The sequence below is a fragment of the Kineococcus sp. DHX-1 genome (assembly GCF_042473625.1).
Classification (GTDB): domain Bacteria; phylum Actinomycetota; class Actinomycetes; order Actinomycetales; family Kineococcaceae; genus Kineococcus.
Window position 1 is genome coordinate 4,554,470 of record NZ_CP170445.1, and the last position, 22,253, is coordinate 4,576,722.

Genomic DNA, 22,253 nt, shown 5'->3' on the forward strand with positions numbered 1-22,253 from the left:
CTCAGGTCAGCAGGACGAGTCCGTCCTGCCCCTCGAAGGCGGCGAACATGGTGGGCGAGTTGTGGGCGGCCACGACGCTACCGTCGGGCGCGACCGCGACGAGGCCGCCGCTGGCACCCTTCGACGTCAGTTCCGCCAGCACCGTGTCCCGCACCGCGTCCGGCAGCGTGGCACCGAGGTACCGCATCCGGGCGGCGATGTCGTAGGACACGACGCCGCGGATGAAGGCCTCGCCCTCCCCCGTGCACGAGACGGCGAGGGAGTCGCCGCGGGCGTAGGTCCCGGCGCCGATGACGGGGCTGTCCCCGACCCGGCCCGCGCTCTGCGCAGCCATCCCTCCCGTCGAGGTCGCCGCGGCGATCCGTCCGTGCCGGTCGCGCGCGACGGCGCCGACCGTGCCGTGGCGGGGCGCGGCCAGGCGCAGGGCGTGGATGCGCTCGAGCTGCTCCTTGCGGGCCGCGGTGACGAAGTACTCCTGCTCGCGGACCTCGAGGTCCCAGCCGGTCGCCAGGTCGCGGGACGGGTCGACGAGCAGCAGGTGCGTGCTGTTCTCCAGGACCGCGCGGGCGAGCCGGACGGGGTTCTTCGCGTGCCGGGACACCGCGACGGCGCCGGCCCGTCCCTCGTCGTCCATGACGGCCGCGTCGTGCTCGACGGTGCCGTCAGCGGCCAGGGCCGCGCCGCGACCGGCGTTGAACAGGGGGTCGTCCTCCAGCTGCTCGACCGCCGCGCAGACGGCGTCGAGCGCCGTCCCGCCGTCGGCCAGCACGGCGCGACCGGCCCCGTGGGCGCGGCGCAACCCGGACTCGAACGACTCGCGCCGTTCGGCGGACAGTTCCTCGATCCGTCCCCCGGCCCCGCCGTGCAGGGCCAGCGCGAACGGTCCGGTCGCGGGCACGTGCCACAGCTTCGTCTCGACCGGGCGCGCCACCATCTCCTCGTCGCGCATCAGCGGCCACCCGCCTGACGGGTGATGTAGTTGACGGCCACGAACGAGCGGAAGACGGACAGCAGGTCCTCGCCCTCGATCCGGACCTCGCGCGTCCCGGTGCGTTCCGCGCCGCGCGCCCAGGTGGCGACGTCGGCCATGTCGGCGGTCTGCACGTCGAGGTCGAGGACGGCGGGACGCTGCACCCGCGGCAGGGCCACCTCACCCGCCGCGACCCGGCGCACGGCCTCCTCGGCGCCCGCCCGGATGAGGCGGCACGACTCGCTCGGGTGCAGGTTCAGCGCGCTGGCCCGGGTGATCGACTGCTTGGTCACGACGTTCACCGCGCCCTGGGCGAAGGGGGCCGTCTCCTCCCACGTCACCTCGTCGCCCGAGACGAACGCGATGGGGACGCCGTAGTGGTCGGCGACGAGGGCGTTGATGCCGCTCTCCCCCACCGGGAGGCCGTTGAGCCGGGCCCCGGAGAACACCTCGGGGTTGTAGGTGTGCGACATCGCGGACGCCTCACCCGAGATCGACCCGTGGTACCCGACGAAGAACGCGGCGTGCACGGTCTCGTCGAGCCCCTGCATCATGTACATCGGCTTGTGCCGGCCCGACAGGTACTTCGCCTCCCCGGCGATCCTGCGCGGGTCGAGGTTCGCCATGCGGCTGTGGGAGTCGTTGAGGACAACCTCGGTCGCCCCGCCGGCGATCGCCCCCTCGATCGCGGCGTTCACCTCGTCCTGCAGCAGCGCGCAGCCCAGCGCGTACCCGGGGCTGCCGGGACGGCACTGGTCCCAGTCGACGATCCCGGCGACGCCCTCCATGTCCAACGACATCCAGACCTTCACGGTGCGGTGCTCCTCGCGTGCGGTGTTCTCGGTTCTTCGGGGTGGTCGTCGGGGAAGTCCTCGCGGACGTCGACGAGCGCCGTGCTCGCCGCCGGGTCGGGTGAGGACTGGAACGCGGGGAGCTCGTCGGCGCGCAGGCACGCGCTGACGTGCCCGGGGGTGACCGCTGCCAACGCCGGGTCGACGCTCCGGCAGGCGTCGACGGCGTACGGGCAGCGCGGGTTGAAGCGGCACCCGGACGGGACGTCGTAGGGGCTCGGCGGCTCGCCCTCCAGGACGAAGTCCTCGTTGACGCTGCCGGCCCGCATCCGCGGGATCGAGTCGATCAGCGCACGGGTGTACGGGTGCCGCGGGTTGGCGAACAACTCGGCCGTGTCGGCGACCTCGACGATGCGCCCCAGGTACATGACGGCGACCCGCTGGCTGAGGTGCTGGACGACGGCCAGGTTGTGGGCGACGAACAGGATGCTCAGGCCCAGGTCGCGCTGCAGCCGCGCGAACAGGTCCAGGATCGTCGCCTGCACCGACACGTCGAGCGCGGAGACGGGTTCGTCGGCGATGAGGACGTCGGGGCGCACGGCCAGGGCGCGGGCGATGGCCAGGCGCTGGCGCTGCCCACCGGAGAACTGGCTGGGGTAGGCGTCGAGGGCGTCCTCCTCCAGCCCGACGAGGTTGAGCAGCCGGACGCTCTCCTGCCGCACCTGCGACCGCGGGACGACGTCGTGCAGCAGCAGCAGTTCGCGCAGCATCGAGGCGACCGAGATGCGCGGGTTCAGCGAGGAGTACGGGTCCTGGAACACCATCTGGATCCGGCGGCTCGCGTCCTTGCCGCGGCGCGCGGGCACCGTTTCCCCGTCGTGCTCCAGGGAACCCCCGCTCGGGGTGGTGCTGCCGACGAGGACCTTGGCCAGCGTGGACTTGCCGGACCCGGACTCCCCGACGAGGGCGAGGACCTCCCCGCGGCGCAGTTCGAGGTCGACCCCGTCGAGGGCGCGCAGGTCCGTGCGGTGCTCGGTCCGCGTCAGGCGCGCGGCCAGCGACGGGCGCAGCTGGTACGTCTTGGTGACGCCCGCGGCCCGCAGCACCGGGGTGGTCGTCCCGTTCACGCGTGCGCTCCTTCGAAGATGCGGTGGGTCTCGATGCACGCCGCGTCGTGCCCGGGGGCGACGAGTTCGCGCGGGGGGACGGCCGCGGTGCAGGCGTCCACGGCGAACGCGCACCGGGGGGCGAACGGGCACCCCGCCGGGCGGGCGCTGAGGTTCGGCGGGAACCCGGGGATGGGGACGAGGCGGCGGTCGGGCTGGTCGAAGTCGGGGGCGGAGTCGAGCAGCCCCTTCGTGTACGGGTGCCGCGGGTCGCCGAGCACGTCGCGGACGGACCCGGACTCCACGACGTGGCCGGAGTACATGACCGCCACGTCAGAGCAGGTCTGGTTCACCACGGCGAGGTCGTGGGTGACGAACACCAGCGCGGTGCCGGTGTCGTCGCACAACCCCTCGAGGACCTTCAGCACCTGGTGCTGGACGGTGACGTCGAGCGCGGTCGTGGGTTCGTCGCAGAGCAGCAGCCGCGGTCCGCACGCGACGGCCATGGCGATCATGATGCGCTGGCGCAGCCCGCCGGACAGTTCGTGCGGGTAGGCGCGCGCCCGCCGGACGGGGTCCGGGATCCCGGTGCGGGCCATCGTCTCGACGGCCAGCTGCGCGGCGTCGGCCTTCGACAGCCCGAGGTGGCGCCGGGGGCCCTCCGCGATCTGGTCCCCGACGCGGACGACGGGGTTGAGCGCCGTCATGGGTTCCTGGAAGACCATCGCGATCTCCGGGCCCATGAGGCGGCGGCGCTGCGCCGCCGGCATCCCGACGAGTTCGCGGCCGTCGTAGCGGATGCTGCCCGACAGCACCTCGACGCCCCGCGGGAGCAGCCCGGCGACGGCCCGCAGCGTGAGCGACTTGCCGGACCCGGACTCCCCGACGATGCCGAAGCGTTCCCCGGCGGCCACCTCGAGGGAGAGGTCCTCGACGATGCGGGTGTCGGGACGGTTCCGCCGGCGGACGCCGAGGGTGAGGTCGGAGACGCTGAGCAGGGAAGCGGCCACGGTCACTTCCTCCTCTCCGGGTTCAGGAGGTCGGAGATCCCGTCGCCGAGCCAGGACAGGCCCAGGCTCGTGACGACGACGACGAGACCGGGGATGGTCGCCTGTTGCCACTGGGTGGTGATGAACTCCTGGCCGTCGTTGATCATCGAACCCCACTCCGCCGTCGGCGGGGCGATGCCGAGGCCGAGGTACCCGAGGGTGACGATCGCCATGATGTCCATGACGATGTCGCTCATCCCGTAGATGACGGCCTGGGACAGGACGTTCGGGCCGATGTGCCGGACGAGGATGCGCGCGTGCGACATGCCGCCGAGGCGGGCCGCGACCACGTAGTCCTGCTCCTTGGCGACGAGGACCTCGCCGCGGACGATCTTGGCGTAGGAGACCCAGGAGACGGCGGCGATGGCGATGTAGATGCTGAACTCGCCCGAGCCGAACACGAAGACCAGGACGATGACCATGACGTAGAACGGGAACGCGAAGAACACGTCGACGACGCGCATGAGCACGGTGTCGAGCCAGCCCCCGGCGTAGCCGGCGATCCCGCCGACGACGGTGCCGACGACGAACGGGATGAGGACCGCGAGGAACCCGACGCGCAGGTCGACCCGGGCGCCCCAGATGAGCCGGGACAGCACGTCACGGCCGTACTTGTCGGTGCCCAGCAGGTGCTCGCCCGACGGGGACTGCAGCGCGTTCGCCAGGTCCTGCTTCACCGGGTCGTACGGGGCGAGCACCGGGGCGAGGACCGCGACGAGCACGAGCAGGCCGACGATCACACCCCCGGCGACGAGGGAACCGTTGCGGTACCACGGCTGCAGGGAGCGCGACCGGGAACGGGTGGCCCGGCGGCGGGCGCTGCGCTCGACGAGGAGCGCGGTGGGGGTGCTCATGCGCGGGCCGTCCGGCTGAGGTCGACCCGGGGGTCGAGGAGCGTGTAGACGACGTCGGTGAGGATGCCGACGACGACCACGAACAGCGCGACGAACAGGGTGACGCCCTGGATCGTCGGGAAGTCGCGGGTGAAGATCGAGTTGATCATCAAGGACCCCAGCCCGGGCAGCGCGAACACGCGCTCGATGACGAGGGAGCCGCCGACGAGGTACCCGAGGTTGACGCCGATGATCGAGACGGTGGGGATGGCGGCGTTGCGCAGGACGTGGCCGCGGAACAGCTGCACGCCGGAGGCGCCCTTCATCTTGGCCGTCCCGACGTACTCCGAACCCAGCACCGAGATCATCGACGAGCGCAGGCTGCGGATGATGGTCGGCGACATGGCGATCGCGAGCGTCACCGCCGGCAGGAACAGGTGGTACAGGTGCTCCAGCGCCGTGTCGCCGTACCCGCCGACGGGGAAGGCCCGCAGGCTGACGCCCAGCAGCAGGATGAGCATGATGCCCACCCAGAACTGCGGCATGCCCTGACCGACGAGGGTGAAACCCCGCACACCCAGGTCGCGGGCGCCGCCGGGGCGGAACGCGGCGAGGGCGGCGAGCGGCACGCTGATGAGCAGGGCCAGCACGAGTGCGTACAGCAGCAGGGTCAGCGTCACCGGGATCGCCTCGAGGACGAGCTGGGTGACGGGGAGCTGGTAGGTCAGGCTGGTGCCGAGGTCGCCGTGGGCGAGCTGGCCGAGGAAGAGCAGGTACTGCCGCCACAGCGGTTCGTCGAGGCCGAGCCGCGCCGTGAGCGCGGCGACGCTCTGCTCGGTCGCACGTTCCCCCAGCAGGGCCAGGGCCGCGTTGCCGGGGAGGAGGTGGGCCAGGAGGAAGACGATGAGCGTGACGCCGAAGGCGACGGGGATGGACTGCACGAGACGGCCGGGGATGAACCGCAGACGGTGGCTCACCGTCCCACCTCCTTGTTCACGTCGGGGGGTTCACGAGGGGTTTCACGGGCGTGGCGGAACGGGGGCGGGATGTTTCTCGCCCCCGTTCCGGCGGTCACTGCTTCTTGGAGACGTCCTGGAGCAGGTACCCGCCCAGCGGCGTCACGTGGAACCCCTGGACCTTGCTCGTCGAGGCGTAGACGTACGGCGAGTAGTAGAGGTAGGCCAGGAACGCGTCCTCGCTCGTCTTCTGCTGGAGCTGGGTGTACAGCTCCTGCCGCTTGGCGCTGTCGGTCTCCTTCTGCGCCTGCGCGTTGATGGCGACGACCTCGGGGTTGTCGTAGGAGGTGAACGCCGACTTCGAACCACCCTGAGGGTCGACCGCGAAGGACGTCCACTGGTCGGGGTCGGGGATGTCCATCGTCCAGGCGGAGATGGTCATGTCGAAGTCCGACGCCAGCCGGGCCTGCTTGTTGGCCGTCGGGTCGAGCTGCTTGATCTCCATCGTGATGCCGATGTCCTTCAGCTCCGACTGCATGATCTGCGCGACCGACGCCTGGTTCGGGTTCCCCGACGCGATGAGCAGGGTCGTGGTGAAACCGTCCGGCTTGGAGGACTGCGCGAGTTCGGCCTTGGCCTTGGCGACGTCGAAGGTGGCCCCGCCGGCGTTCTTGTCGTAGTACGGCGTCCCGGGCGAGAGCAGGGAGTTCGCGGCCTCGCCGTTGCCGAACAGGACGGCCTTGACGAGGGACTCGCGGTCGATGGCGTAGGAGATGGCCCGGCGGACGTGGACGTCGTCGAAGGGGGCGCGGGCCTGGTTGAAGGCGACGTAGTCGATCTGCGTGGACGGGAACGTCTCGGCCTCGACGTCACCCGACGCCTTCAAGGACGACAGGCTCGACCAGTCCGGGGTGTCGTCGATGTCGATCTGGCCGCCCTGGACCTGCAGCTTGCGGGTGTTCGCGTCGGGGACGACGTTCCACTGCACGCTGGACAGGTACGGCTTGCCCTTCTGCCAGTACTTCTCGTTCGCCGTGAGCTTGAGGGACTGCCCCTTCTTCCAGCCGTCCCAGACGAAGGGGCCGGTGCCGACGGGGGCCGTGTAGAACTCCTCGGCCGTCTTGCCGCCGTAGCCGTCGGGGACGACGCCGTTGGAGAAGATCGAGAGGTCGGCGATGAAGGGTGCCCACGGGTACTTCAGCTTCACGGTGACCGTGTGGTCGTCCGTGGCCGTGACGGTGTCGATGGCCGCGTTGACGAAACCCCAGCCCTCGGCGCCGGTCTTGGTGTTCTCGTCGATCGAGAACTTCACGTCCTTCGCCGTCATCGGCGTGCCGTTGGAGAACGTGACGTCTGTGCGCAACGGGATGGTGTAGGTGAGCTGGTCGTCGGAGATGGTGTAGCCGGTGGCCAGCCAGGGTTCGAGCTTGGTGCCGTCGGCGCTGGCGTGGAACAGGGGTTCCATGATCTGTTCCATCACGCGGATGGAGTTGTTGTCGAACGTCGTCGTCTTGTCCATCGCGATGATGTCCGCCGAGCGCGCCATCGTCAGGTCGCCACCCTTGGCGGGCGCACCTCCCGCGTCGGCGCCGTCGTCGCTGCCGGCCGCACCGCACCCGCCGAGGGCGAGCGCCATCGTGAGGGCCAGTGCTCCGACCACTCCGAACCGTGTTCTCATCGGGAGCCTCACTCGTCTCTGCGCCTCGTGGGGGCGCCGGGGGTTTGGGTGGGACGGGGTTCGTGCACGACCCCTGCGTCGCTGTAGCGATGGTTACAGTAGCCCTAGATTTTGTCCAGCTTGTTACGTTCGGGATACGCGGAGGTCACGCTGGCGCCCCCGGGCGGCGTGGGGGCCCTCAGGCGTTCAGCTGGTGGGCACGGAACGCGGCGCGCAGGGTCTCGCCGTCGAGGAGTCCGCCGGAGGTGGGGACGGCCGCGGCGACGAAGCCGTCGGGACGCACGAGGTAGGTCCGGTCGGTCCGCCACCGGCCCGCGTCGGCGGGGAACGCGAGCGGTCCCTCGATCCAGTCGGGCAGGTCCACGGGCCGCGCGGCGTGCGCGCCGTAGGAGTGCAGCTGCCAGGCGAGCGAACGGAGGGCCGGTCGGTTCTCCTGCGTCGGGAACAGCCGTCGCCCGACGGCGCGGTCGTCCGCCCAGACCGGCAGCGGAGCCGAGGCGACGTGGTGGTGGATCCGGTACTGCCCGACGTACCCCGCGACGCGTCGGCCGAGGGGCGTGCGCACACCCCGCGCGGCCAGTGGCGCGGCCACGGTGGCGAACCCGCGTCGCAGCAAGGCGGTCACGGGGTTCCTGCGGGCCATCAGCCCGAACGCGCGGTCGGTGACGCCGACCAGCCGCAGGGCGACCGGCCGCCGTTCCCGTTCGTACCGGTCGAGGGCATCGAGCGTGACGTGGCCGTGGACGACGTCGGTGAGGAGGTGCGCGAGGTCCTGGGCGTCCTGCAGACCGGTGTTCATCCCCTGACCGCCGACCGGGGAGTGGACGTGGGCCGCGTCGCCGGCGAGGAACACCGCGCCGCGGCGGAACCGTTCGGCGACGCGGTGGTGGACGCGGTAGGTGGAGAACCAGTCGACGGACGCGTGACCGACCCCGAGGTCCTCGCGGGCTGTGGCGAGCGCCTCCTCCTGTCCGACGTCGGGACTGGTGGCGATGGAGATCGCCCGGGCGTGCCCGCCGGGGCCGAGGGGGTAGAACACGCCGAAACCCCGTCGCCCCGCCCGCATCGTGAGGCAGTCCTCGGGCAGACCGGTCGCGCCGCGCACGTCGGCGACCCAGAACACGGCGTCGTCCGTGACGCCCTCGAAGGCCAGGCCCAGCGAGCGGCGGACGACGGACCCGGCGCCGTCCGCGCCGATGCACCAGCGGGCGTGGAGGCGGATGTGCCCGTCCGGGCCGTCGAGGAGCGCGCGGACGCGACCGCCGGGCTCGGCCGTCCGGTCGTCGAGGTCGATGAGCGCGTGGTTCCAGCGAACCTCGCGGCCGGCCGCCTCGAGCGCGCCGACGAGGAGGTCCTCGGTGCGGCTCTGCTCGAGGACGTGCAGACCGGGGAACGGGGTCCGGCCCTCCTGGGCGGCCGCGAGGTCGACCACCACGGGACGGCCGGGCGGGCCGATCTGCACCCGGGCCGCGCGGTGGGCTCGGGCGAGGAAGTCGTCCGCGAGGCCGAGCTGGTCGTACACCTCCACGGTCCGCGCCTGGACCGCCAGGGCCCGGGACTCCGTCGTCGGGCCGGCCTTCGCGTCGACGACGACGGCACGGACGCCGCGGCGGGCGAGGACGAAGGCGGCCAGGAGCCCGGTCGGGCCGGCGCCGACGACCAGGACGTCCGTCTCCTCGACGGGCAGGTCGTCGCGTCCGGTCACCTCACCAGGGTGCGCGCCCGGTGCCGGCGGTGCCAGGTCCGGACTGCGTTCCCGCGAAGGCGCGCCGGTGCGAGAGTGGGGGGCCACCGTCACCGGGAGGACGTCATGACCTTCGCCACCGGCTTCGCCGTCGCCGTCGCCGTGCTGCTCGTCGCGCTGGTGGTGTTCCTCGCGGTCCGCGACCGCGGACGTGACCGGTCCTCGCGCGAGGTCCCGCACCGCGACGACTGGGACGTCGCGGGCCGGGGCGGGGCCACGTTCCACACCCACGGCACACCCGGCCCCGGCGCCTGACCCCTCGGGGATCAGACCTCCCGCGTCGCCCGGGCGATGCGGGTGCGCACGTGCACGAGCGGCGTCGTCGCGGCCTCGTCGCGCGGTAGCGCCTGGACGGAGAACTCCGCCAGGGCACCCGGGCGGAACACCAGGCAGCAGGTCGACCCCCCGAACTGGAAGCGGCCGACCTCGTCCCCCTTGGCCAGGTGGGCTCCGGGGACGACGGCGTCGTCGAGGACGCACGAGGACACGTCGGCCATGCCGACGGGGACGAAGGCGACGAGCCCGAGAGCGGGGTCGTCGGCGCGGAGGAGGACGACGGCGCGGGCCGCGACGTGGGCCATGTAGCCCTGCGACTGCTGCGGTTCCCTCGCCTCGGGGCCCTCGCTGTCGGCCTCGGAGAAGTACGTCCCGCCGACGACGAACGCGCGCTCGACGGTGCCGGCGACGGGGGCGTGCCAGCGGTGGTAGTCCGTGGCGCTGAGGTACGCCTGGTAGACGGTGCCACCGACGAACTCGTCGACGGAGGGGTCGCCGGCGAGCATGTCCTGCAGGGAGTACGGCTGGCTCTTGAGCCAGAACTCGTCGGTGCGCTGGACGTCCCGGGCCAGGGCGTAGGGCGTGGACTCGCACGGGCTGACGACGACCCCGTCGTCGTCCGGGTCCTCCACGGGTCGTTCGCCGTCGCGGAACCGGCGGGTGAAGAAGTCGTTCCAGGACGAGAAGCCCCAGTGGTCGGCCTCGGGGTCGTGCTCGTACTGCTCGATGCCGACGGCCTCGGCCGCCGCTTGCGACATCCAGCCCGCCGCGGAGTCGTCGAGGACGGACAGGGACGCCGGGCTGTCGAGGTGCTCGCACCAGGCGTCCAGGTACTTCTCCAGGACCGCGTTCACGGCCGGGTTCCGGTAGGCGGCGAAACCCGACGGCGTCGCCGTCGTCTGGTCCAGGACGGCCTGCACGGGGGTCATCACCATGGAGTCCGTGCTGAACTCCGGCGCCGTCGTCAGGACGGCGTTGAGCAGCCGCAGCAGGTCCGGCAGGTCCCGCACGTGCCGGGGCGGCAGGCCCGGGCCCTCGGGGACCTCGGCGACCATCCGCTCGAGCTGCATCCGCGCCACCGCGTCGTGGGCCAGGAGCTCGTCGAACTCCGCCATGACCGGGTGCCGCTCCGGGTCACCGTCCTCGTCGAGGCGGCGGCGCAGGTCGGCGACCCAGGCCGCGACGCTCTCGGGGTCCGGCAGCCAGCCACCGTGTCGGGGGGCGTCGGACCGGGAGAGCTGGTGCGTCATGGGCGTCACGCTAGGCACGCTCGGTCCGGCGCGCTCGCCGCAGCGGCGACGTGTCGCCTGCCCGGTCGTCAGGCGTAGAGGTCCACACCGCCGTCGGTGGTGCTCACCCGGGACGCGGGCCCTTGCTGGCGCGCCGTCCGGGTCTCGTCTCGCTGCCGCTGCGCCTCCGCCTGCTCCGCCGCGAGCGCGGCCATCGCCTGGGCCACGGCCTGGGCGGCCGCCTCGAGCTCCGCGCGGTCGACCTTCAGGGTGTCCTCGTCGGCGTGGTCGGTGACGTCGCCGACGAGCCTGTCCTGGGCCTCCGCGTAGGCCCGGTTGGCCTCCCGGAGCGCCTTCTCGGCGGGCGAGCCGGCGTTGCCGGGCTGCGCGACGGACGCCAGGCCGGTGCCGCTGACGCTGATGCTCACGTCGTGTCCCTCCTCGGTGGACGCCGGTGCGGGGTGCCCCGGTGAGTCGTTCCGCCGGTCCATCGGCAGTGCAGGCGTCCGTCGCCAGTGGTCGTGCTCTTCTGGGACGCGGTTCCCGCCGGACGGCCGAACGCGCCGCCTCAGTCCCGGTCGGTGAGGGTCCGCAGCGCCGACCCGACGGCGTCGAGGTGCGCGCTCATCGCGTCGCGAGCGGCCGCGTCGTCGCGGGTGGCGATGGCCTCGACGATCCGGGCGTGCTCCTCGTCGGAGTGCTCGCGTCGGTCGGGGAGGAGGTTGAGGGCTTGGGACTGGGCCGTGGAAGCCTCCCGGACGGCCGCGAGCACGGACACGATCACCCGGTTCCGTGACGCCTGGGCGATGAGACCGTGCAGCCGGCCGTCGAGCACGGCCCACTCCTGCGGGTCGGGTTCGCCGCGCATGGCCTCGACGAGACCGCGCAGCTCGGTGAGCTCGGAGGCGCTGTGCCGCAACGCGGCCCAGCCCGCCGCGGGCACCTCGACGAGGGGCCGGGCCTCGAGCAGCTCGGAGGCGGCGAAGGAGCCGAAGACGGGGTCCGGTTCGACGGAGTCGTGCACGACGAAGGACCCCAGGCCCGTGCGCGGCTCGGTGAGGCCGAGGGCGTGGCAGGACCGCAGCGCCTCCCGCACGACGGACCGTGACACCCCGTGCCGTTCGGCGAGAGCGGCCTCCGACGGGAGCCGGGTGCCGACGGGCAGCTCGCCCCCGAGGATCGCGTCGCGGAGGTCGGCGAAGACGGCCTCGGCCGCGCCGACCCGGGTGACGGCGGGCGCGCGGTCGGCCCAGGAAGTCATGGGCCCATCATGCGTGCTCTTGACGGGACGGCGGCTGCTCCCCCATCCTCGAGCCACCTGTCAGACAGCCGGACAGGTCCAGCGAAGGGACCCGATGTCGTGACCCGCCCCGCCCACCCGACCCGCACCGAGCACGACCTGCTCGGCGAGCGGGAGGTGCCCACCGACGCGTACTGGGGCATCCACACCCTGCGCGCCGTCGAGAACTTCCCCATCACCGGCCGGGTCATCGGCCAGGACCCGCACCTCGTGCGGGCCCTCGTCGACGTCAAGCAGGCCGCCACCCTGGCCAACCTCGAACTCGGCGTCCTCGACGCCGAGCGGGCCGACGCGATCGTCGCGGCCTGCCGGGAGATCGCCGACGGGGCCCTGCACGAGCAGTTCGTCGTCGACGTCGTCCAGGGCGGCGCCGGCACCTCGACCAACATGAACGCCAACGAGGTCGTCGCCAACCGCGCGCTGGAACTGCTCGGCCACGCCCGCGGCGACTACGCGCACTGCCACCCGAACACCCACGTCAACGCCTCGCAGTCCACGAACGACGTCTACCCGACGGCCGTCAACATCGCGACGCGCCGATGGATCGTGGCGCTGTGCGCCGAGCTCGAACGGCTCCGCGACGCGTTCGCGGCGAAGGCCGCGGAGTTCCGCGACGTCGTCAAGATGGGCCGCACGCAGCTGCAGGACGCCGTGCCCATGACGCTGGGCCAGGAGTTCGCGACGTACTCCGTCATGCTCACCGAGGACCTCGAACGCCTGCGCGAGTCCGCCGACCTGCTGCTCGAGGTGAACCTCGGCGCGACGGCCGTCGGCACCGGCCTCAACGCCCCCGTCGGGTACGCCGACCTCGCCGTCCGGCACCTCGCGCAGATCACCGGGTACGACCTCGTGAGCTCCCCCGACCTCGTCGAGGCCACCCAGGACGTCGGGCAGTTCGTCCACCTCTCCGGAGTCCTCAAGCGCGTCGCGGTCAAGCTGTCGAAGGTCTGCAACGACCTGCGGCTGCTGTCGTCCGGTCCCCGCGCCGGGCTCGGGGAGATCAAGCTGCCGCCGGTGCAGGCCGGTTCCTCGATCATGCCGGGCAAGGTGAACCCGGTGATCCCCGAGGTCGTCAACCAGGTGGCGTTCCAGATCGTCGGCAACGACGTGACGATCTCCATGGCCGCCGAGGCGGGCCAGCTGCAGCTCAACGCCTTCGAACCCGTCATCGCCCAGCGCCTGTCCGAGGGCGCACGCAACCTCACCCACGCCGTCGCGGTCCTCACCGACCGCTGCGTCACGGGGATCACGACCGACCCCACCCTGCTGCGGGCCCGCGTGGAGAACTCGATCGGGCTCGCCACGGCGCTGAACCCGCGGATCGGTTACGAGGCCGCCACCCGCATCGCCACCGAGGCCGCGCTGACGGGTGCCTCCGTCGCCGACCTCGTCCTCGCCGCCGGCCTGCTCGGCCGCGAGGAGCTCGAGGAACTGCTCACGCCGGAGAACCTCACCGCCCAGAAGATCCAGACCTCCCCGACGACCCAGGAGACCTCTCGATGACGACCGAGCTCCCCGACCGCACCTCCGCGGCGTCCGCACCCCCCGAGTCGCTGTACCGCAAGGACCTCCGTCCCCGTCAGGTCCAGATGATCGCCATCGGCGGTGCCATCGGGACCGGGTTGTTCATGGGGGCCGGCGGGCGCCTCGCCGGGGCAGGCCCCGCCCTCGTCGGCGTGTACGCCGTCTGCGGGTTCTTCGGGTTCCTCATCCTGCGCGCGCTCGGCGAACTGGTCGTGCACCGGCCCACGTCGGGGTCCTTCGTGTCCTACGCCCGGGAGTTCTTCGGGGAGCGCACCGCCTTCGTCGCGGGGTGGCTGTACTGGCTGAACTGGGCCACGACGGCTGTCGTCGACGTCACCGCCGTCGCGCTCTACATGAACTTCTTCGGCCGCTACTGGGCGCCGATCTCCTCGGTGGACCAGTGGGTGTGGGCGCTCGCCGCGATCGTCGTCGTGCTCGCGCTCAACCTGCTCTCGGTCAAGGTGTTCGGCGAGCTGGAGTTCTGGTTCGCGCTGCTGAAGGTCGGGACGCTCGCGGTGTTCCTCGTCGTCGGGACGTACTTCGTGGTGTTCGGCGAGCCGATCGACGGGCAGGAGCCGGGGTTCGGGCTGATCGAGGCGAACGGGGGCTGGTTGCCCAACGGGCTGCTGCCGGCGGTCGTCGTCATCCAGGGCGTCGTCTTCGCCTACGCCTCCATCGAACTCGTCGGCACCACCGCGGGTGAGGTCGAGGAACCGCAGAAGGTCATCCCGCGCGCCATCAACACGGTCATCGTCCGCATCGTCGTGTTCTACGTCGGCTCGGTCCTGCTGCTCGCGCTGCTGCTGCCGTTCGACGTCTACGAGAAGGGCGTCAGCCCGTTCGTCACGTTCTTCTCCCACGTCGGGGTCGAGGGCGTCGACGCGTTCGTGAACCTCGTCGTCCTGACGGCCGCGCTGTCCTCGCTGAACGCCGGGCTGTACTCGACCGGCCGCATCCTGCACTCGATGGCCCACACCGGTTCCGCCCCCGCGTTCGCCGGCCGGGTCAACCGCAACGGCGTCCCGTACGGCGGCATCGCGCTGACCGTCGTCGTCGCGCTGCTGGGGGTCGTGCTCAACGCCCTCGTGCCGGCCGACGCGTTCGAGATCGTCCTGAACATCGCGGCCATCGGCATCGTCAGCGCGTGGGGCGTCATCGTCCTGTGCCAGCTGCGGCTGTGGTCCTGGGCGCAGCAGGGTCGCATCGCGCGGCCCGCGTTCCGGATGCCGTTCGCGCCGTGGAGCGGGTACGCGACGCTCGTGTTCCTCGTCGCCGTGCTCGTCCTCATGGCGTTCGACCACCCCGTCGGCACCTGGACGATCGGCTCCCTCGTCGTCGTCGTGCCGCTGCTGGCCCTCGGGTGGCGCGCCGCGAAGCCGCGTGTGGAAGCGTTGGCCGCCCAGCGTCAGCAGCAGGACTGAGGAGAACCGTGACGACCCCGTTGATCGTGGTGGTGACCACCGGCGGCACGATCGCCAGCACCGTGGACGCCGACGGGGTCAGCAGCCCGACCCTCGGCGGTGGTGCCCTCGTCGGCGCCGCCGCCGAGGCGGCCGGCGTGCGGGTGCGGGTCGTCGAAGCGCTGCGGGTCGACTCCTCCACCCTCACCCTCGACGACGCGTGGACCGTCGTGAGCGCCGTCCACGACGCGCTCGACGACCCCGACGTCGCCGGGGTCGTCGTCCTGCACGGGACGGACTCGCTGGAGGAGACGGCCTACCTGCTCGACCTGCACCACGACGACGCCCGCCCGGTGGTGCTCACGGGGTCGCAGCGGACGGCGGACCACCCCGACACCGATGCCCCGGCGAACGTGCAGCACGCGCTGCGGTCGGCGGTGTCGTCCACCGGGGTCGTCATCGCCTTCGGCGGTGTTCTCGTGCCGGCCGCCGGGGCGGCGAAGCGCCACACGACCGACCTCGTCGCCTTCGCGGCGCCCGACGCCCCACTGCCGCACGTCCCCCTGGCGACCGCTGACGGACCGTGGCCGCGCGTCGACGTCGTCGCCGGTCACCCCGGGATGGACGGGATGCTGCTCGACGCCTGCGTCGCCGCGGGTTCGCGCGGCATCGTGCTGCAGGGTCTGGGATCGGGGAACGCGACACCGGCCGTCGTCGCGGCGGTCGCGCGGGCGCGGCACGCCGGGGTCGCCGTGGTCCTGACGACGCGCGTCCCCGCCGGGCCGGTCGCCACCACCTACGGCGACGGCGGCGGTGGCGCGGACCTCGCCGCGGCCGGAGCCGTTCCCGCGGGCCGGCTCAAGGCCGGCCAGGCCCGGGTGCTGCTCGCCGCGCTGCTGCGCGTGGGGGTCGACGTGGGCGAAGGGTTCGCCGCGCGCGGCTGACCCTGCGCTCCCCCCGGTCCCACCTCACCCGTGGGGCTGGCCGGTGGACGCGCTCGTCCCGCCGTCCACGGCGAGCACGGCGCCCGTGACGTAGCGGGCCGCGTCGCTGGCCAGGAACAGCACCGCGGGGGCGATGTCCTCCGGCTCGCCGGGGCGGCCCAGCGCGATGCGGTCGACGAACGGCGCCAGGGCGTCCTCGTCGCGCCCCATGCCCTCGGTCATCTCGGTCAGGGTGAAGGCCGGCGCGACGGCGTTGAGCCGGACCCCGCGCGACCCCCAATCCAGCGCGAGGGAGCGTACGAAGTTCGTCACGGCCGCCTTCGTGGCGTTGTACCCGGCCTGACCCCAGTCACCGCGGTCGCCGGACACCGAGGAGACCGCGACGAGGTTGCCGCCCGAGGACGCCAGGTGCGGCAGGGCCGCCTTGGCCAGGTGGAAGAACCCGTCGACGTTCACGGCCCGCATCGCGGACCACTCGTCCTCGGACAGCTCGGTGATCGGGCCGCCGGCGTGGACCCCGGCGTTGCTCACCACCACGTCGAGGCGTCCGAAGCGCTCGACGACGTCGGCGACCAGCTGCCGGACCTCCGCACCGTCGGCGAGGTCCGCGGGCAGGGCCAGGGTCCGGTCGTCGGGGTGCGGTGCCAGGACCTGCTCGAGGCGGTCCCGTCGGCGGCCCGTGACGGCCACGGTGGCACCTGCCTCCAGGAAGGCCGTGGCGACGGCCGCGCCGATGCCGCTGCCGCCTCCCGTGACGAGCACGACGGAGTCGCGGAAGTCGAACGTCGTCCGCTGCACGGGTCTCTCCTCAGGACGTTCCGGTGGGTGCACCGGGGTCGCCGGTCCCGCGGTCGGCGCGACGCTAGCAAGGCGCCCGGGGACCCGCCCGCCGTGCGGCTGACATGCTGACGCTGTGAGCAGTCCGGGAACCGACGCGCGGTCCGCCGTCGTCCGGCAGGGGTTGTCCGTCGCCGTCGCAACCGGCCTGTACGGCGTCAGCTTCGGCGCCCTCAGCGTGACGAGCGGTCTGTCGGTCTGGCAGACGTGCGTGCTCTCCCTCCTGCTCTTCAGCGGTGGGTCGCAGTTCGCGCTCATCGGCGTGCTCGGCGGGGGCGGGACGGCCGGGGCCGCCGTCGCGGCGTCCTCCCTGCTCGGGGTGCGGAACGCCCTCTACGGACTGCAACTCGTCCCGGTCATGCGGCCGCGGGGCTGGCGCCGGGCCGCCGTCGCGCAGCTGACCATCGACGAGTCGACGGCCGTCGCCGTCGCCCAGTCCGAACCCCCGCTGCGACGGCTGGGGTTCTGGGTGACCGGCCTCGGCGTGTACGTCGGGTGGAACGTCATGACCCTCGTCGGAGCGCTGGCCGGGAACTCCCTCGGCGACCCGAAGCGCTTCGGCCTCGACGCGGCCGCGGCGGCGGCGTTCATCGGGCTGCTGTGGCCGAGGCTGAAGGGCCGGGAACCCGTCGCGATCGCCGTCGTCGGCGCGCTCGTGACGACCGCGCTCGTCCCGGTCATCCCGCAGGGTCTGCCCGTCATCGCCGCCGCGGCGGTGGGTTCCGTCGTGGCGTGGTGCTGGCCGCAGCGCCGGACCGGGGAGGCGCAGTGACGTTCTGGTTCGCTGTCCTCGCCGCCTCCGCCGTCGCCTTCGCGACGAAGTTCGCCGGGTACGTCGTCCCGCCCGCGGCCCTGGAACAGCCACGCGTGAAGCGGCTGACGGGGATGCTGCCGGTGGCGCTGCTCGCCTCCCTCGTGGTGCTGCAGACGTTCTCGACCGGCCGGGACCTCGTGCTCGACGCGCGGGCCGCGGGACTGCTCGTGGCGGTCCTCGCGCTCGTGTGCCGGGCGCCGTTCATCGTCGTCGTCGTGCTGGCGGCGGGGACCGCCGCGGGTCTGCGGGCTTGGGGGTGGGGGTGGGGATGAACGAGGAGATCTCGACCTACTACGACGAGTTCGCCCCGCACTACGTCCCGGGCTGGCGCTCGGTGCAGTACTACGGCCCGCTCGTCGCCGACTTCCTGCTGCGCGCCGTCACCCCGGAGTGCCGGGTGCTCGACATCGGCTGCGGCCCGGGTCAGTTGACGAGCCAGCTCGCCGACGACGTGGAGGTCGTGGGGTGCGACGTCTCCCCGCAGATGCTCGCGAGCGCCCGCGAAGCCCGACCCGGTGGGCGCTACGAACTCCACGACCTGCACGACCCGGTGCCCGCGGACTGGGGCCGCTTCGACGTCGTCCTGGCCGTGGGGTGCCTGGAGTTCTGCCGCGACCTCGGCGCGACGCTGCGCCACCTCGCGGCGGTGTGCGCGCCGGGTGCGCGGGTCCTCGTGGGAGCCGTGGAGGACCGGACCCTCGGGCCCGGCGCGTCGACGCGGGAGTTCTCCGCGGAGGGCCTGCCCGGGGTGGCGATGCACGCGTACGACGCGACGGCGCAGCTCGCCGCGGTCACCACGTCCGGGCTGGCGCCGTACGGGTACCGGTACGTGCCGGCGTGGCGGCACGAGGAGTACGGGTACGTCGTGCACTACGGGTTGTGGGAGCTGCGGCGGGACCGTTGACGCCCGGGTCGCAGCACGGTGCCGAGTCGTCACTCACCCGCCCGACGCTCCAGGGCCCGCGCGATGCGTTCCTGGGCCTCGGCGGACCGCGTCAGGGTCGCGCGCAACCGCGTCAGGTACACGACGAGGCAGACGAACAGGACGAGGTTGACGATGCCGGTGATGTCGGTCATGGCGTGATCGTCGCAGCCGTGCCCCTGGTGCCCACCGGATGCGCGTCGGGAACCGGTGGAGTTCGCTGGGGCGGGAGGTCACGACACTCCTGCCCGCAGCGTCCCCCCACCGAGGAGTCCCCGTGCCCGCCACCACGATCCCCGGCGCCACCACCGTCCCCACCTTGAAGGCCCACCTGGCCCTTCCCCCGGTCGGGGACGGTCCGTGGCCCGCGGTGGTGGTCCTGCACGAAGCCTTCGGGCTGACCGACGACACCCGCCAGCAGGCCGACCGTCTCGCCGCCGCCGGCTACCTCGCCGTGGCTCCGGACCTGTTCAGCGCGGGCGGGGTCCGCTGCCTGCGGGCCACCTTCTCGGCCATGACGGCCGGACGCGGACCCGCCTTCGGCGACATCGAGGCCGCGCGCCGGTTCGCCGCCGGACACCCGCGGTCCACGGGCGTCGTGGGCGTCCTGGGGTTCTGCATGGGCGGGGGTTTCGCGCTGGTCGCCGCCACCCGCGGGTTCGACGCCGCCGCCCCCAACTACGGTCGCCTGCCCCCGAACGCCGAGGAGGTCCTGCGCGGGGCCTGTCCCGTCGTGGCCAGCTACGGCGGCCGGGACCGCTCCCTGCGCGGGGCCGCGCAGCGTCTGGAGGGCGTCCTCACCGACGCCGGCGTCGAGCACGACGTCCACGAGTACCCCGGGGCCGGGCACTCGTTCCTCAACCGGCACACCTCAGGACCCCTCGCGGCGCTGGAGAAGGTCGCCGGGTTCGGCTACCACCAGCCCTCCGCGGAACACGCGTGGGGACGCATCCTGCGCTTCTTCGAGGCCCACCTGCGGACCACAGGGGCGGGAACCCCTCCCAGCGCCTGACCGCGGCCGGAACCGCTGCGGTTCCGACGGGGGAGTTCCCCGTCACGCCCCGCCGTTGAGCGCCGTCGTCGTCAGTGCGGCGGCCTCGACACCGTGGGCCTTGAGGACCTCGGCGTAGCGCCCGGAGGCGATCGACTCCTGCAGCGCGCGCTGCACGGCGTCGCGCAGGGCGGTGCGGTCCTTGGCGATGCCGAAGCCGTACGGCGAGGGCTGCAGCGGCTTGCCGGCGAGGGCGGTCTTCCCGTTGGAGGCGGCGACCAGGTCGGCGGCCGAGGGGTAGTCCTCGACCCCGAAGTCGGCGCGGCCGGCTTCGACCTCGGCGGCGCTCTGGCCGTTCGGGACCTCGTCGACGACGATCGGGGCCTTGCCGGCCTGGGTGCACAGCGCTGACTGGGCGGCGACGAGGTCGCCGTTGGTCGTCCCGGAGTTCACGGCGGCGCGGTGGCCGCACCAGGTGCCGGGACCGTCGAGGCCGAGGGGGTTGCCGCCGGCCGCGATGGCCTGGCTGCCGGCGATGAAGTAGTCGACGAAGTCGACCTTCTCCTGGCGCGCGGCCCGGTCGGTCATGGACGAGGCGATGAGGTCGGCGCGGTGGGCCGAGACGGTGTCGATGAGGTCGTCGAACCCGGTCTGGACGAACACGACCTCCAGGCCCATCCGCTGCGCGAGGTCCTTCACGAGGTCGATGTCCGCGCCGACGAACTCCGAGCCCTGCATCGACTCCATCGGCGCGTAGGTCGCGTCGGTCGCCACCGTCAGCGTGCCGGGCGTCACGAGCGGGAGGGCGGTGGACGCGGCGGCCGGTGTCGTCGCGGCGCTGTCGCCCGCGCAGCCGGCCAGGCCCGCGAGCGCCGTCACGGCGAGAGCCGCGGCCAGGGCGGCGCGGGAGCGGGTCGTGCGCACGGGGTCCTCCTCGGACGTCGACGAGGGGACCGGGTGGGACCCTCACCCCGTGCATCGGCACCCGGTCGGCTGGACCGTTTCACCCGTCCGGGTGAGCCGGGTCCAGGCGCTTGGCGAGGCAGTGGTGGGCGTAGGGGTCGTCGGTGAACCGCTCGGTGGGGGTGTAACCGTGCCGTGCGTAGAGGCGGCGGGCCTCGACGAGGTCGTCGCGGGTCTCCAGCCGCAGCGCGCGCAGCCCTCGCGCGCGGGCCTCCTCCTCCAGGGCCGTCAGGAGGCGGGTGCCGATCCCCCGGCCGCGGGCGGTGCTGCTCACGTGCAGCCGCGTGACCTCACCGACGTCCCCGAGCACGCGCAGCCCCCCGCACCCGACGACCTCCTCGCCGTGCCGGGCGAGGAGCAGGACGCCGCGCGGGGGCGCGAGCCGGTCGTCCCCGGAGCCGGCGACGAGCTCGTCCACCTCGGCCGTCGTGGCCGTCCGGCCGTACCAGCGCGTGACGATGTCCTCGTAGTAGGCGCGCAGCGCCGCGCGGGCCGGGGCCGAGGTCGGGTCGGCGGGGGCGACGACGTCAGCCACCGGAGGCCGCCCTGTCCGGAACACGCCTGACCCACGGCTCCTCCGTCACCCCGCGATCATCGCAGCGCGGATTCTCCGCGACCGCCCAGCCGGCCCCGCACCGCGGTCGACCACGCCAGCACCGGCAGGGACAGCCGGGTCAGCGCGGACCCGGCCGGGGCGGCGCCGGCGAGGATGCGGTCCACCGTCGCCATCGACAGGTTCGTCACCGCGGTGCCGCGGTGGCGCATGCCGGTCTCGAAGGCGCTGACGGCGGTGGCCAGCGTCTTCGTCCCGGCTCGCGCGGCCAGCAGCTCGGTGACGAGTGCGTGCGCGTCGACGATCGCCGTCCCCGCTCCCTTGCCCGCGGTGGGAGAGGTGGCGTGGACGGCGTCGCCGAGGGCGGTGAGGCAGCCGGCGGGCCAGGGCGCCATGTCGCGGACGTCCCGCGGGCCGACGTGGAACCGGTAGGAGGCGACCGTCGCGGGGTCCGTCCGCCCGAGCACCTGCAGGGGCTCCTCCCCCCACCCGGCCACCCGCAGGGCCGCCACGGTCGTGTCGCGCAACGGCCCGCCCCGCTGCTCGCGCAGCGCGGCGGAGGCGGCCGCCTCGGGGACCATCGCGCCCCAGACGTACGTCGGACCGGTCGTGACGGCGGCCCGGTCGTGGGCGGCGTCGAGCACGGCGTACCCGTCCGGGTCGAGGAACCCCGTGTAGAGGGCGGTGCCGCGGGGGCCGACGGTGAGGCTGGACCGGGGACCGAGGCGGGCGCGTTCGGCGGGGTCGAGGTCGGCGGCGCGGGTCCGGCCGGAGATCCCGAGGAGCCCCGCGGGCCGGCTGGTCGGGTGCCCGAGGAGGTGGCGGACGACGAGGGAGTGCGGCCCGTCCGCGCCGACGAGCAGGTCGCCCTCGTCGGTGCGGCCGTCGGCGAAGGTCGCCCGGGCGCGTCCACCCGGGCCCTCGTCACGGCCGACCCCCGTGCACGTGCTGCCCAGGACGAGGCTGTCGCCGGCGGCCTCGGCCAGCAGCAGGCGCAGGGTGATGCGGTCGACGTCGACGCTGTCGGGGTCCAGGCCCTTCACCGCGATCTCGCCGAGCGGCCGACCGCGCCAGTCGAACCAGACGTCCGGCGGCCGGCGCCGCACCGCGGACGCCGAGGCGAGCAGCCGCGCGTACAGCTCGGGCTCGAGGAGCTCGCGCAGGGCCCGCTGCGCCGCGGTGTCGAGGGTGAGGTGGTACCCGCCGGTCGCCGCGGGGTCGGTGTCACGGTCGTGGACGACGACGTCGACGCCGTGGCGGCGCAGGCCGGCGGCCAGGGCGAGGCCGCCGATCCCGCCCCCGACGACGAGGACGCGCTGCGGGGCTGTGCTGGGAGAGGTCATGGCGGCACGATGGGAGACCCAGCGGCCACC

24 protein-coding genes are annotated in these 22,253 nt (G+C 73.2%); 8 read left to right on the forward strand and 16 right to left on the reverse strand.

Going from position 1 to position 22,253, the window contains the following annotated elements; genetic code table 11:
- Position 1 precedes the first annotated feature (1 nt).
- The 8 genes from ACFEMC_RS22015 to ACFEMC_RS22050 form a co-directional block, all read right to left on the reverse strand.
- Complete coding sequence (locus tag ACFEMC_RS22015; protein WP_380171902.1) at positions 2-949, reverse strand: isoaspartyl peptidase/L-asparaginase family protein; 948 nt, start codon at positions 947-949, stop codon at positions 2-4.
- Complete coding sequence (locus ACFEMC_RS22020) at positions 949-1,770, reverse strand: M55 family metallopeptidase (protein ID WP_380171904.1); 822 nt, start codon at positions 1,768-1,770, stop codon at positions 949-951. Before ACFEMC_RS22020 ends, ACFEMC_RS22015 begins: the two co-directional genes overlap by 1 nt.
- Before the next feature lie 8 nt (positions 1,771-1,778).
- The gene (locus ACFEMC_RS22025) at positions 1,779-2,888 is read right to left on the reverse strand and encodes an ABC transporter ATP-binding protein (RefSeq protein ID WP_380171906.1); all 1,110 of its coding nucleotides are present in this window, start codon (positions 2,886-2,888) and stop codon (positions 1,779-1,781) included.
- A complete protein-coding gene (locus ACFEMC_RS22030) occupies positions 2,885-3,877 on the reverse strand; it encodes an ABC transporter ATP-binding protein (RefSeq protein WP_380171908.1) in 993 nt (330 codons plus the stop codon). The genes ACFEMC_RS22025 and ACFEMC_RS22030 overlap by 4 nt, the downstream gene beginning before the upstream one ends.
- Positions 3,878-3,879: 2 nt before the next feature.
- Entirely contained in the window at positions 3,880-4,770 is an 891-nt protein-coding gene (locus ACFEMC_RS22035; protein WP_380171910.1) for an ABC transporter permease, read from the reverse strand.
- Positions 4,767-5,726, reverse strand: a complete 960-nt coding sequence (locus ACFEMC_RS22040) for an ABC transporter permease (protein WP_367639590.1) — start codon at positions 5,724-5,726, stop codon at positions 4,767-4,769. The genes ACFEMC_RS22035 and ACFEMC_RS22040 overlap by 4 nt, the downstream gene beginning before the upstream one ends.
- Before the next feature lie 94 nt (positions 5,727-5,820).
- Positions 5,821-7,383 carry an ABC transporter substrate-binding protein gene (locus tag ACFEMC_RS22045; protein ID WP_380171913.1) on the reverse strand — a complete coding sequence of 521 codons (1,563 nt, stop codon included), beginning with the start codon at positions 7,381-7,383 and terminating at the stop codon, positions 5,821-5,823.
- Positions 7,384-7,561: 178 nt separating this feature from the next.
- Entirely contained in the window at positions 7,562-9,088 is a 1,527-nt protein-coding gene (locus ACFEMC_RS22050; RefSeq protein ID WP_380171915.1) for an FAD-dependent monooxygenase, read from the reverse strand.
- 105 nt (positions 9,089-9,193) lie between these two features.
- On the opposite strand from ACFEMC_RS22050, the gene ACFEMC_RS22055 reads away from it, so the two are divergent.
- A complete protein-coding gene (locus ACFEMC_RS22055) occupies positions 9,194-9,382 on the forward strand; it encodes a hypothetical protein (RefSeq protein ID WP_380171917.1) in 189 nt (62 codons plus the stop codon).
- An 11-nt stretch (positions 9,383-9,393) separates the two neighbouring features.
- Here the strand turns inward: ACFEMC_RS22055 and ACFEMC_RS22060 are convergent, their stop codons facing one another.
- The 3 genes from ACFEMC_RS22060 to ACFEMC_RS22070 all read right to left on the reverse strand — a co-directional run bounded on the left by ACFEMC_RS22060 (position 9,394) and on the right by ACFEMC_RS22070 (position 11,893).
- The gene (locus tag ACFEMC_RS22060; RefSeq protein WP_380171919.1) at positions 9,394-10,653 is read right to left on the reverse strand and encodes a phophatidylserine decarboxylase associated domain-containing protein; all 1,260 of its coding nucleotides are present in this window, start codon (positions 10,651-10,653) and stop codon (positions 9,394-9,396) included.
- A 68-nt stretch (positions 10,654-10,721) separates the two neighbouring features.
- Positions 10,722-11,060 carry a hypothetical protein gene (locus tag ACFEMC_RS22065; RefSeq protein ID WP_380171921.1) on the reverse strand — a complete coding sequence of 113 codons (339 nt, stop codon included), beginning with the start codon at positions 11,058-11,060 and terminating at the stop codon, positions 10,722-10,724.
- Positions 11,061-11,200: 140 nt separating this feature from the next.
- Positions 11,201-11,893, reverse strand: a complete 693-nt coding sequence (locus tag ACFEMC_RS22070; protein ID WP_380171924.1) for a FadR/GntR family transcriptional regulator — start codon at positions 11,891-11,893, stop codon at positions 11,201-11,203.
- A 99-nt stretch (positions 11,894-11,992) separates the two neighbouring features.
- Between ACFEMC_RS22070 and aspA the strand changes: the two genes are divergently transcribed.
- From aspA to ACFEMC_RS22085, 3 genes are read left to right on the forward strand one after another with little or no spacing between them, the layout of a single operon-like run.
- Positions 11,993-13,435 carry an aspartate ammonia-lyase gene (aspA, locus tag ACFEMC_RS22075; protein ID WP_380171925.1) on the forward strand — a complete coding sequence of 481 codons (1,443 nt, stop codon included), beginning with the start codon at positions 11,993-11,995 and terminating at the stop codon, positions 13,433-13,435.
- The gene (locus tag ACFEMC_RS22080) at positions 13,432-14,877 is read left to right on the forward strand and encodes an amino acid permease (RefSeq protein ID WP_380171927.1); all 1,446 of its coding nucleotides are present in this window, start codon (positions 13,432-13,434) and stop codon (positions 14,875-14,877) included. Before aspA ends, ACFEMC_RS22080 begins: the two co-directional genes overlap by 4 nt.
- 8 nt (positions 14,878-14,885) lie before the next feature.
- The gene (locus tag ACFEMC_RS22085; protein ID WP_380171929.1) at positions 14,886-15,800 is read left to right on the forward strand and encodes an asparaginase; all 915 of its coding nucleotides are present in this window, start codon (positions 14,886-14,888) and stop codon (positions 15,798-15,800) included.
- A 24-nt stretch (positions 15,801-15,824) separates the two neighbouring features.
- Here ACFEMC_RS22085 and ACFEMC_RS22090 read toward each other — a convergent pair whose 3' ends face one another.
- Positions 15,825-16,598, reverse strand: coding sequence for an SDR family NAD(P)-dependent oxidoreductase (locus ACFEMC_RS22090; protein ID WP_380171931.1), 774 nt, complete (start codon positions 16,596-16,598; stop codon positions 15,825-15,827).
- A 115-nt stretch (positions 16,599-16,713) separates the two neighbouring features.
- Between ACFEMC_RS22090 and ACFEMC_RS22095 the strand changes: the two genes are divergently transcribed.
- The 3 genes from ACFEMC_RS22095 to ACFEMC_RS22105 are packed head-to-tail and all read left to right on the forward strand — an operon-like array spanning position 16,714 to position 18,355.
- Positions 16,714-17,409, forward strand: a complete 696-nt coding sequence (locus ACFEMC_RS22095; protein ID WP_380171933.1) for an AzlC family ABC transporter permease — start codon at positions 16,714-16,716, stop codon at positions 17,407-17,409.
- Positions 17,406-17,723 (forward strand): AzlD domain-containing protein, encoded by a 318-nt coding sequence (locus ACFEMC_RS22100; protein ID WP_380171935.1) that lies wholly within the window; start codon positions 17,406-17,408, stop codon positions 17,721-17,723. The genes ACFEMC_RS22095 and ACFEMC_RS22100 overlap by 4 nt, the downstream gene beginning before the upstream one ends.
- Complete coding sequence (locus tag ACFEMC_RS22105) at positions 17,720-18,355, forward strand: class I SAM-dependent methyltransferase (RefSeq protein WP_380171937.1); 636 nt, start codon at positions 17,720-17,722, stop codon at positions 18,353-18,355. The genes ACFEMC_RS22100 and ACFEMC_RS22105 overlap by 4 nt, the downstream gene beginning before the upstream one ends.
- Before the next feature lie 29 nt (positions 18,356-18,384).
- Here the strand turns inward: ACFEMC_RS22105 and ACFEMC_RS22110 are convergent, their stop codons facing one another.
- Entirely contained in the window at positions 18,385-18,528 is a 144-nt protein-coding gene (locus tag ACFEMC_RS22110) for a hypothetical protein (protein ID WP_380171939.1), read from the reverse strand.
- A 122-nt stretch (positions 18,529-18,650) separates the two neighbouring features.
- Between ACFEMC_RS22110 and ACFEMC_RS22115 the strand changes: the two genes are divergently transcribed.
- Positions 18,651-19,385, forward strand: coding sequence for a dienelactone hydrolase family protein (locus ACFEMC_RS22115; RefSeq protein ID WP_380171941.1), 735 nt, complete (start codon positions 18,651-18,653; stop codon positions 19,383-19,385).
- A gap of 42 nt (positions 19,386-19,427) precedes the next feature.
- Here the strand turns inward: ACFEMC_RS22115 and ACFEMC_RS22120 are convergent, their stop codons facing one another.
- The 3 genes from ACFEMC_RS22120 to ACFEMC_RS22130 form a co-directional block, all read right to left on the reverse strand.
- The gene (locus ACFEMC_RS22120; protein ID WP_380171943.1) at positions 19,428-20,288 is read right to left on the reverse strand and encodes an ABC transporter substrate-binding protein; all 861 of its coding nucleotides are present in this window, start codon (positions 20,286-20,288) and stop codon (positions 19,428-19,430) included.
- Positions 20,289-20,367: 79 nt separating this feature from the next.
- Positions 20,368-20,862, reverse strand: a complete 495-nt coding sequence (locus tag ACFEMC_RS22125) for a GNAT family N-acetyltransferase (RefSeq protein WP_380171945.1) — start codon at positions 20,860-20,862, stop codon at positions 20,368-20,370.
- A gap of 56 nt (positions 20,863-20,918) precedes the next feature.
- Positions 20,919-22,223: an FAD-dependent oxidoreductase gene (locus ACFEMC_RS22130; protein WP_380171947.1), complete on the reverse strand. Its 1,305-nt coding sequence runs from the start codon at positions 22,221-22,223 to the stop codon at positions 20,919-20,921.
- Positions 22,224-22,253 lie beyond the last annotated feature (30 nt).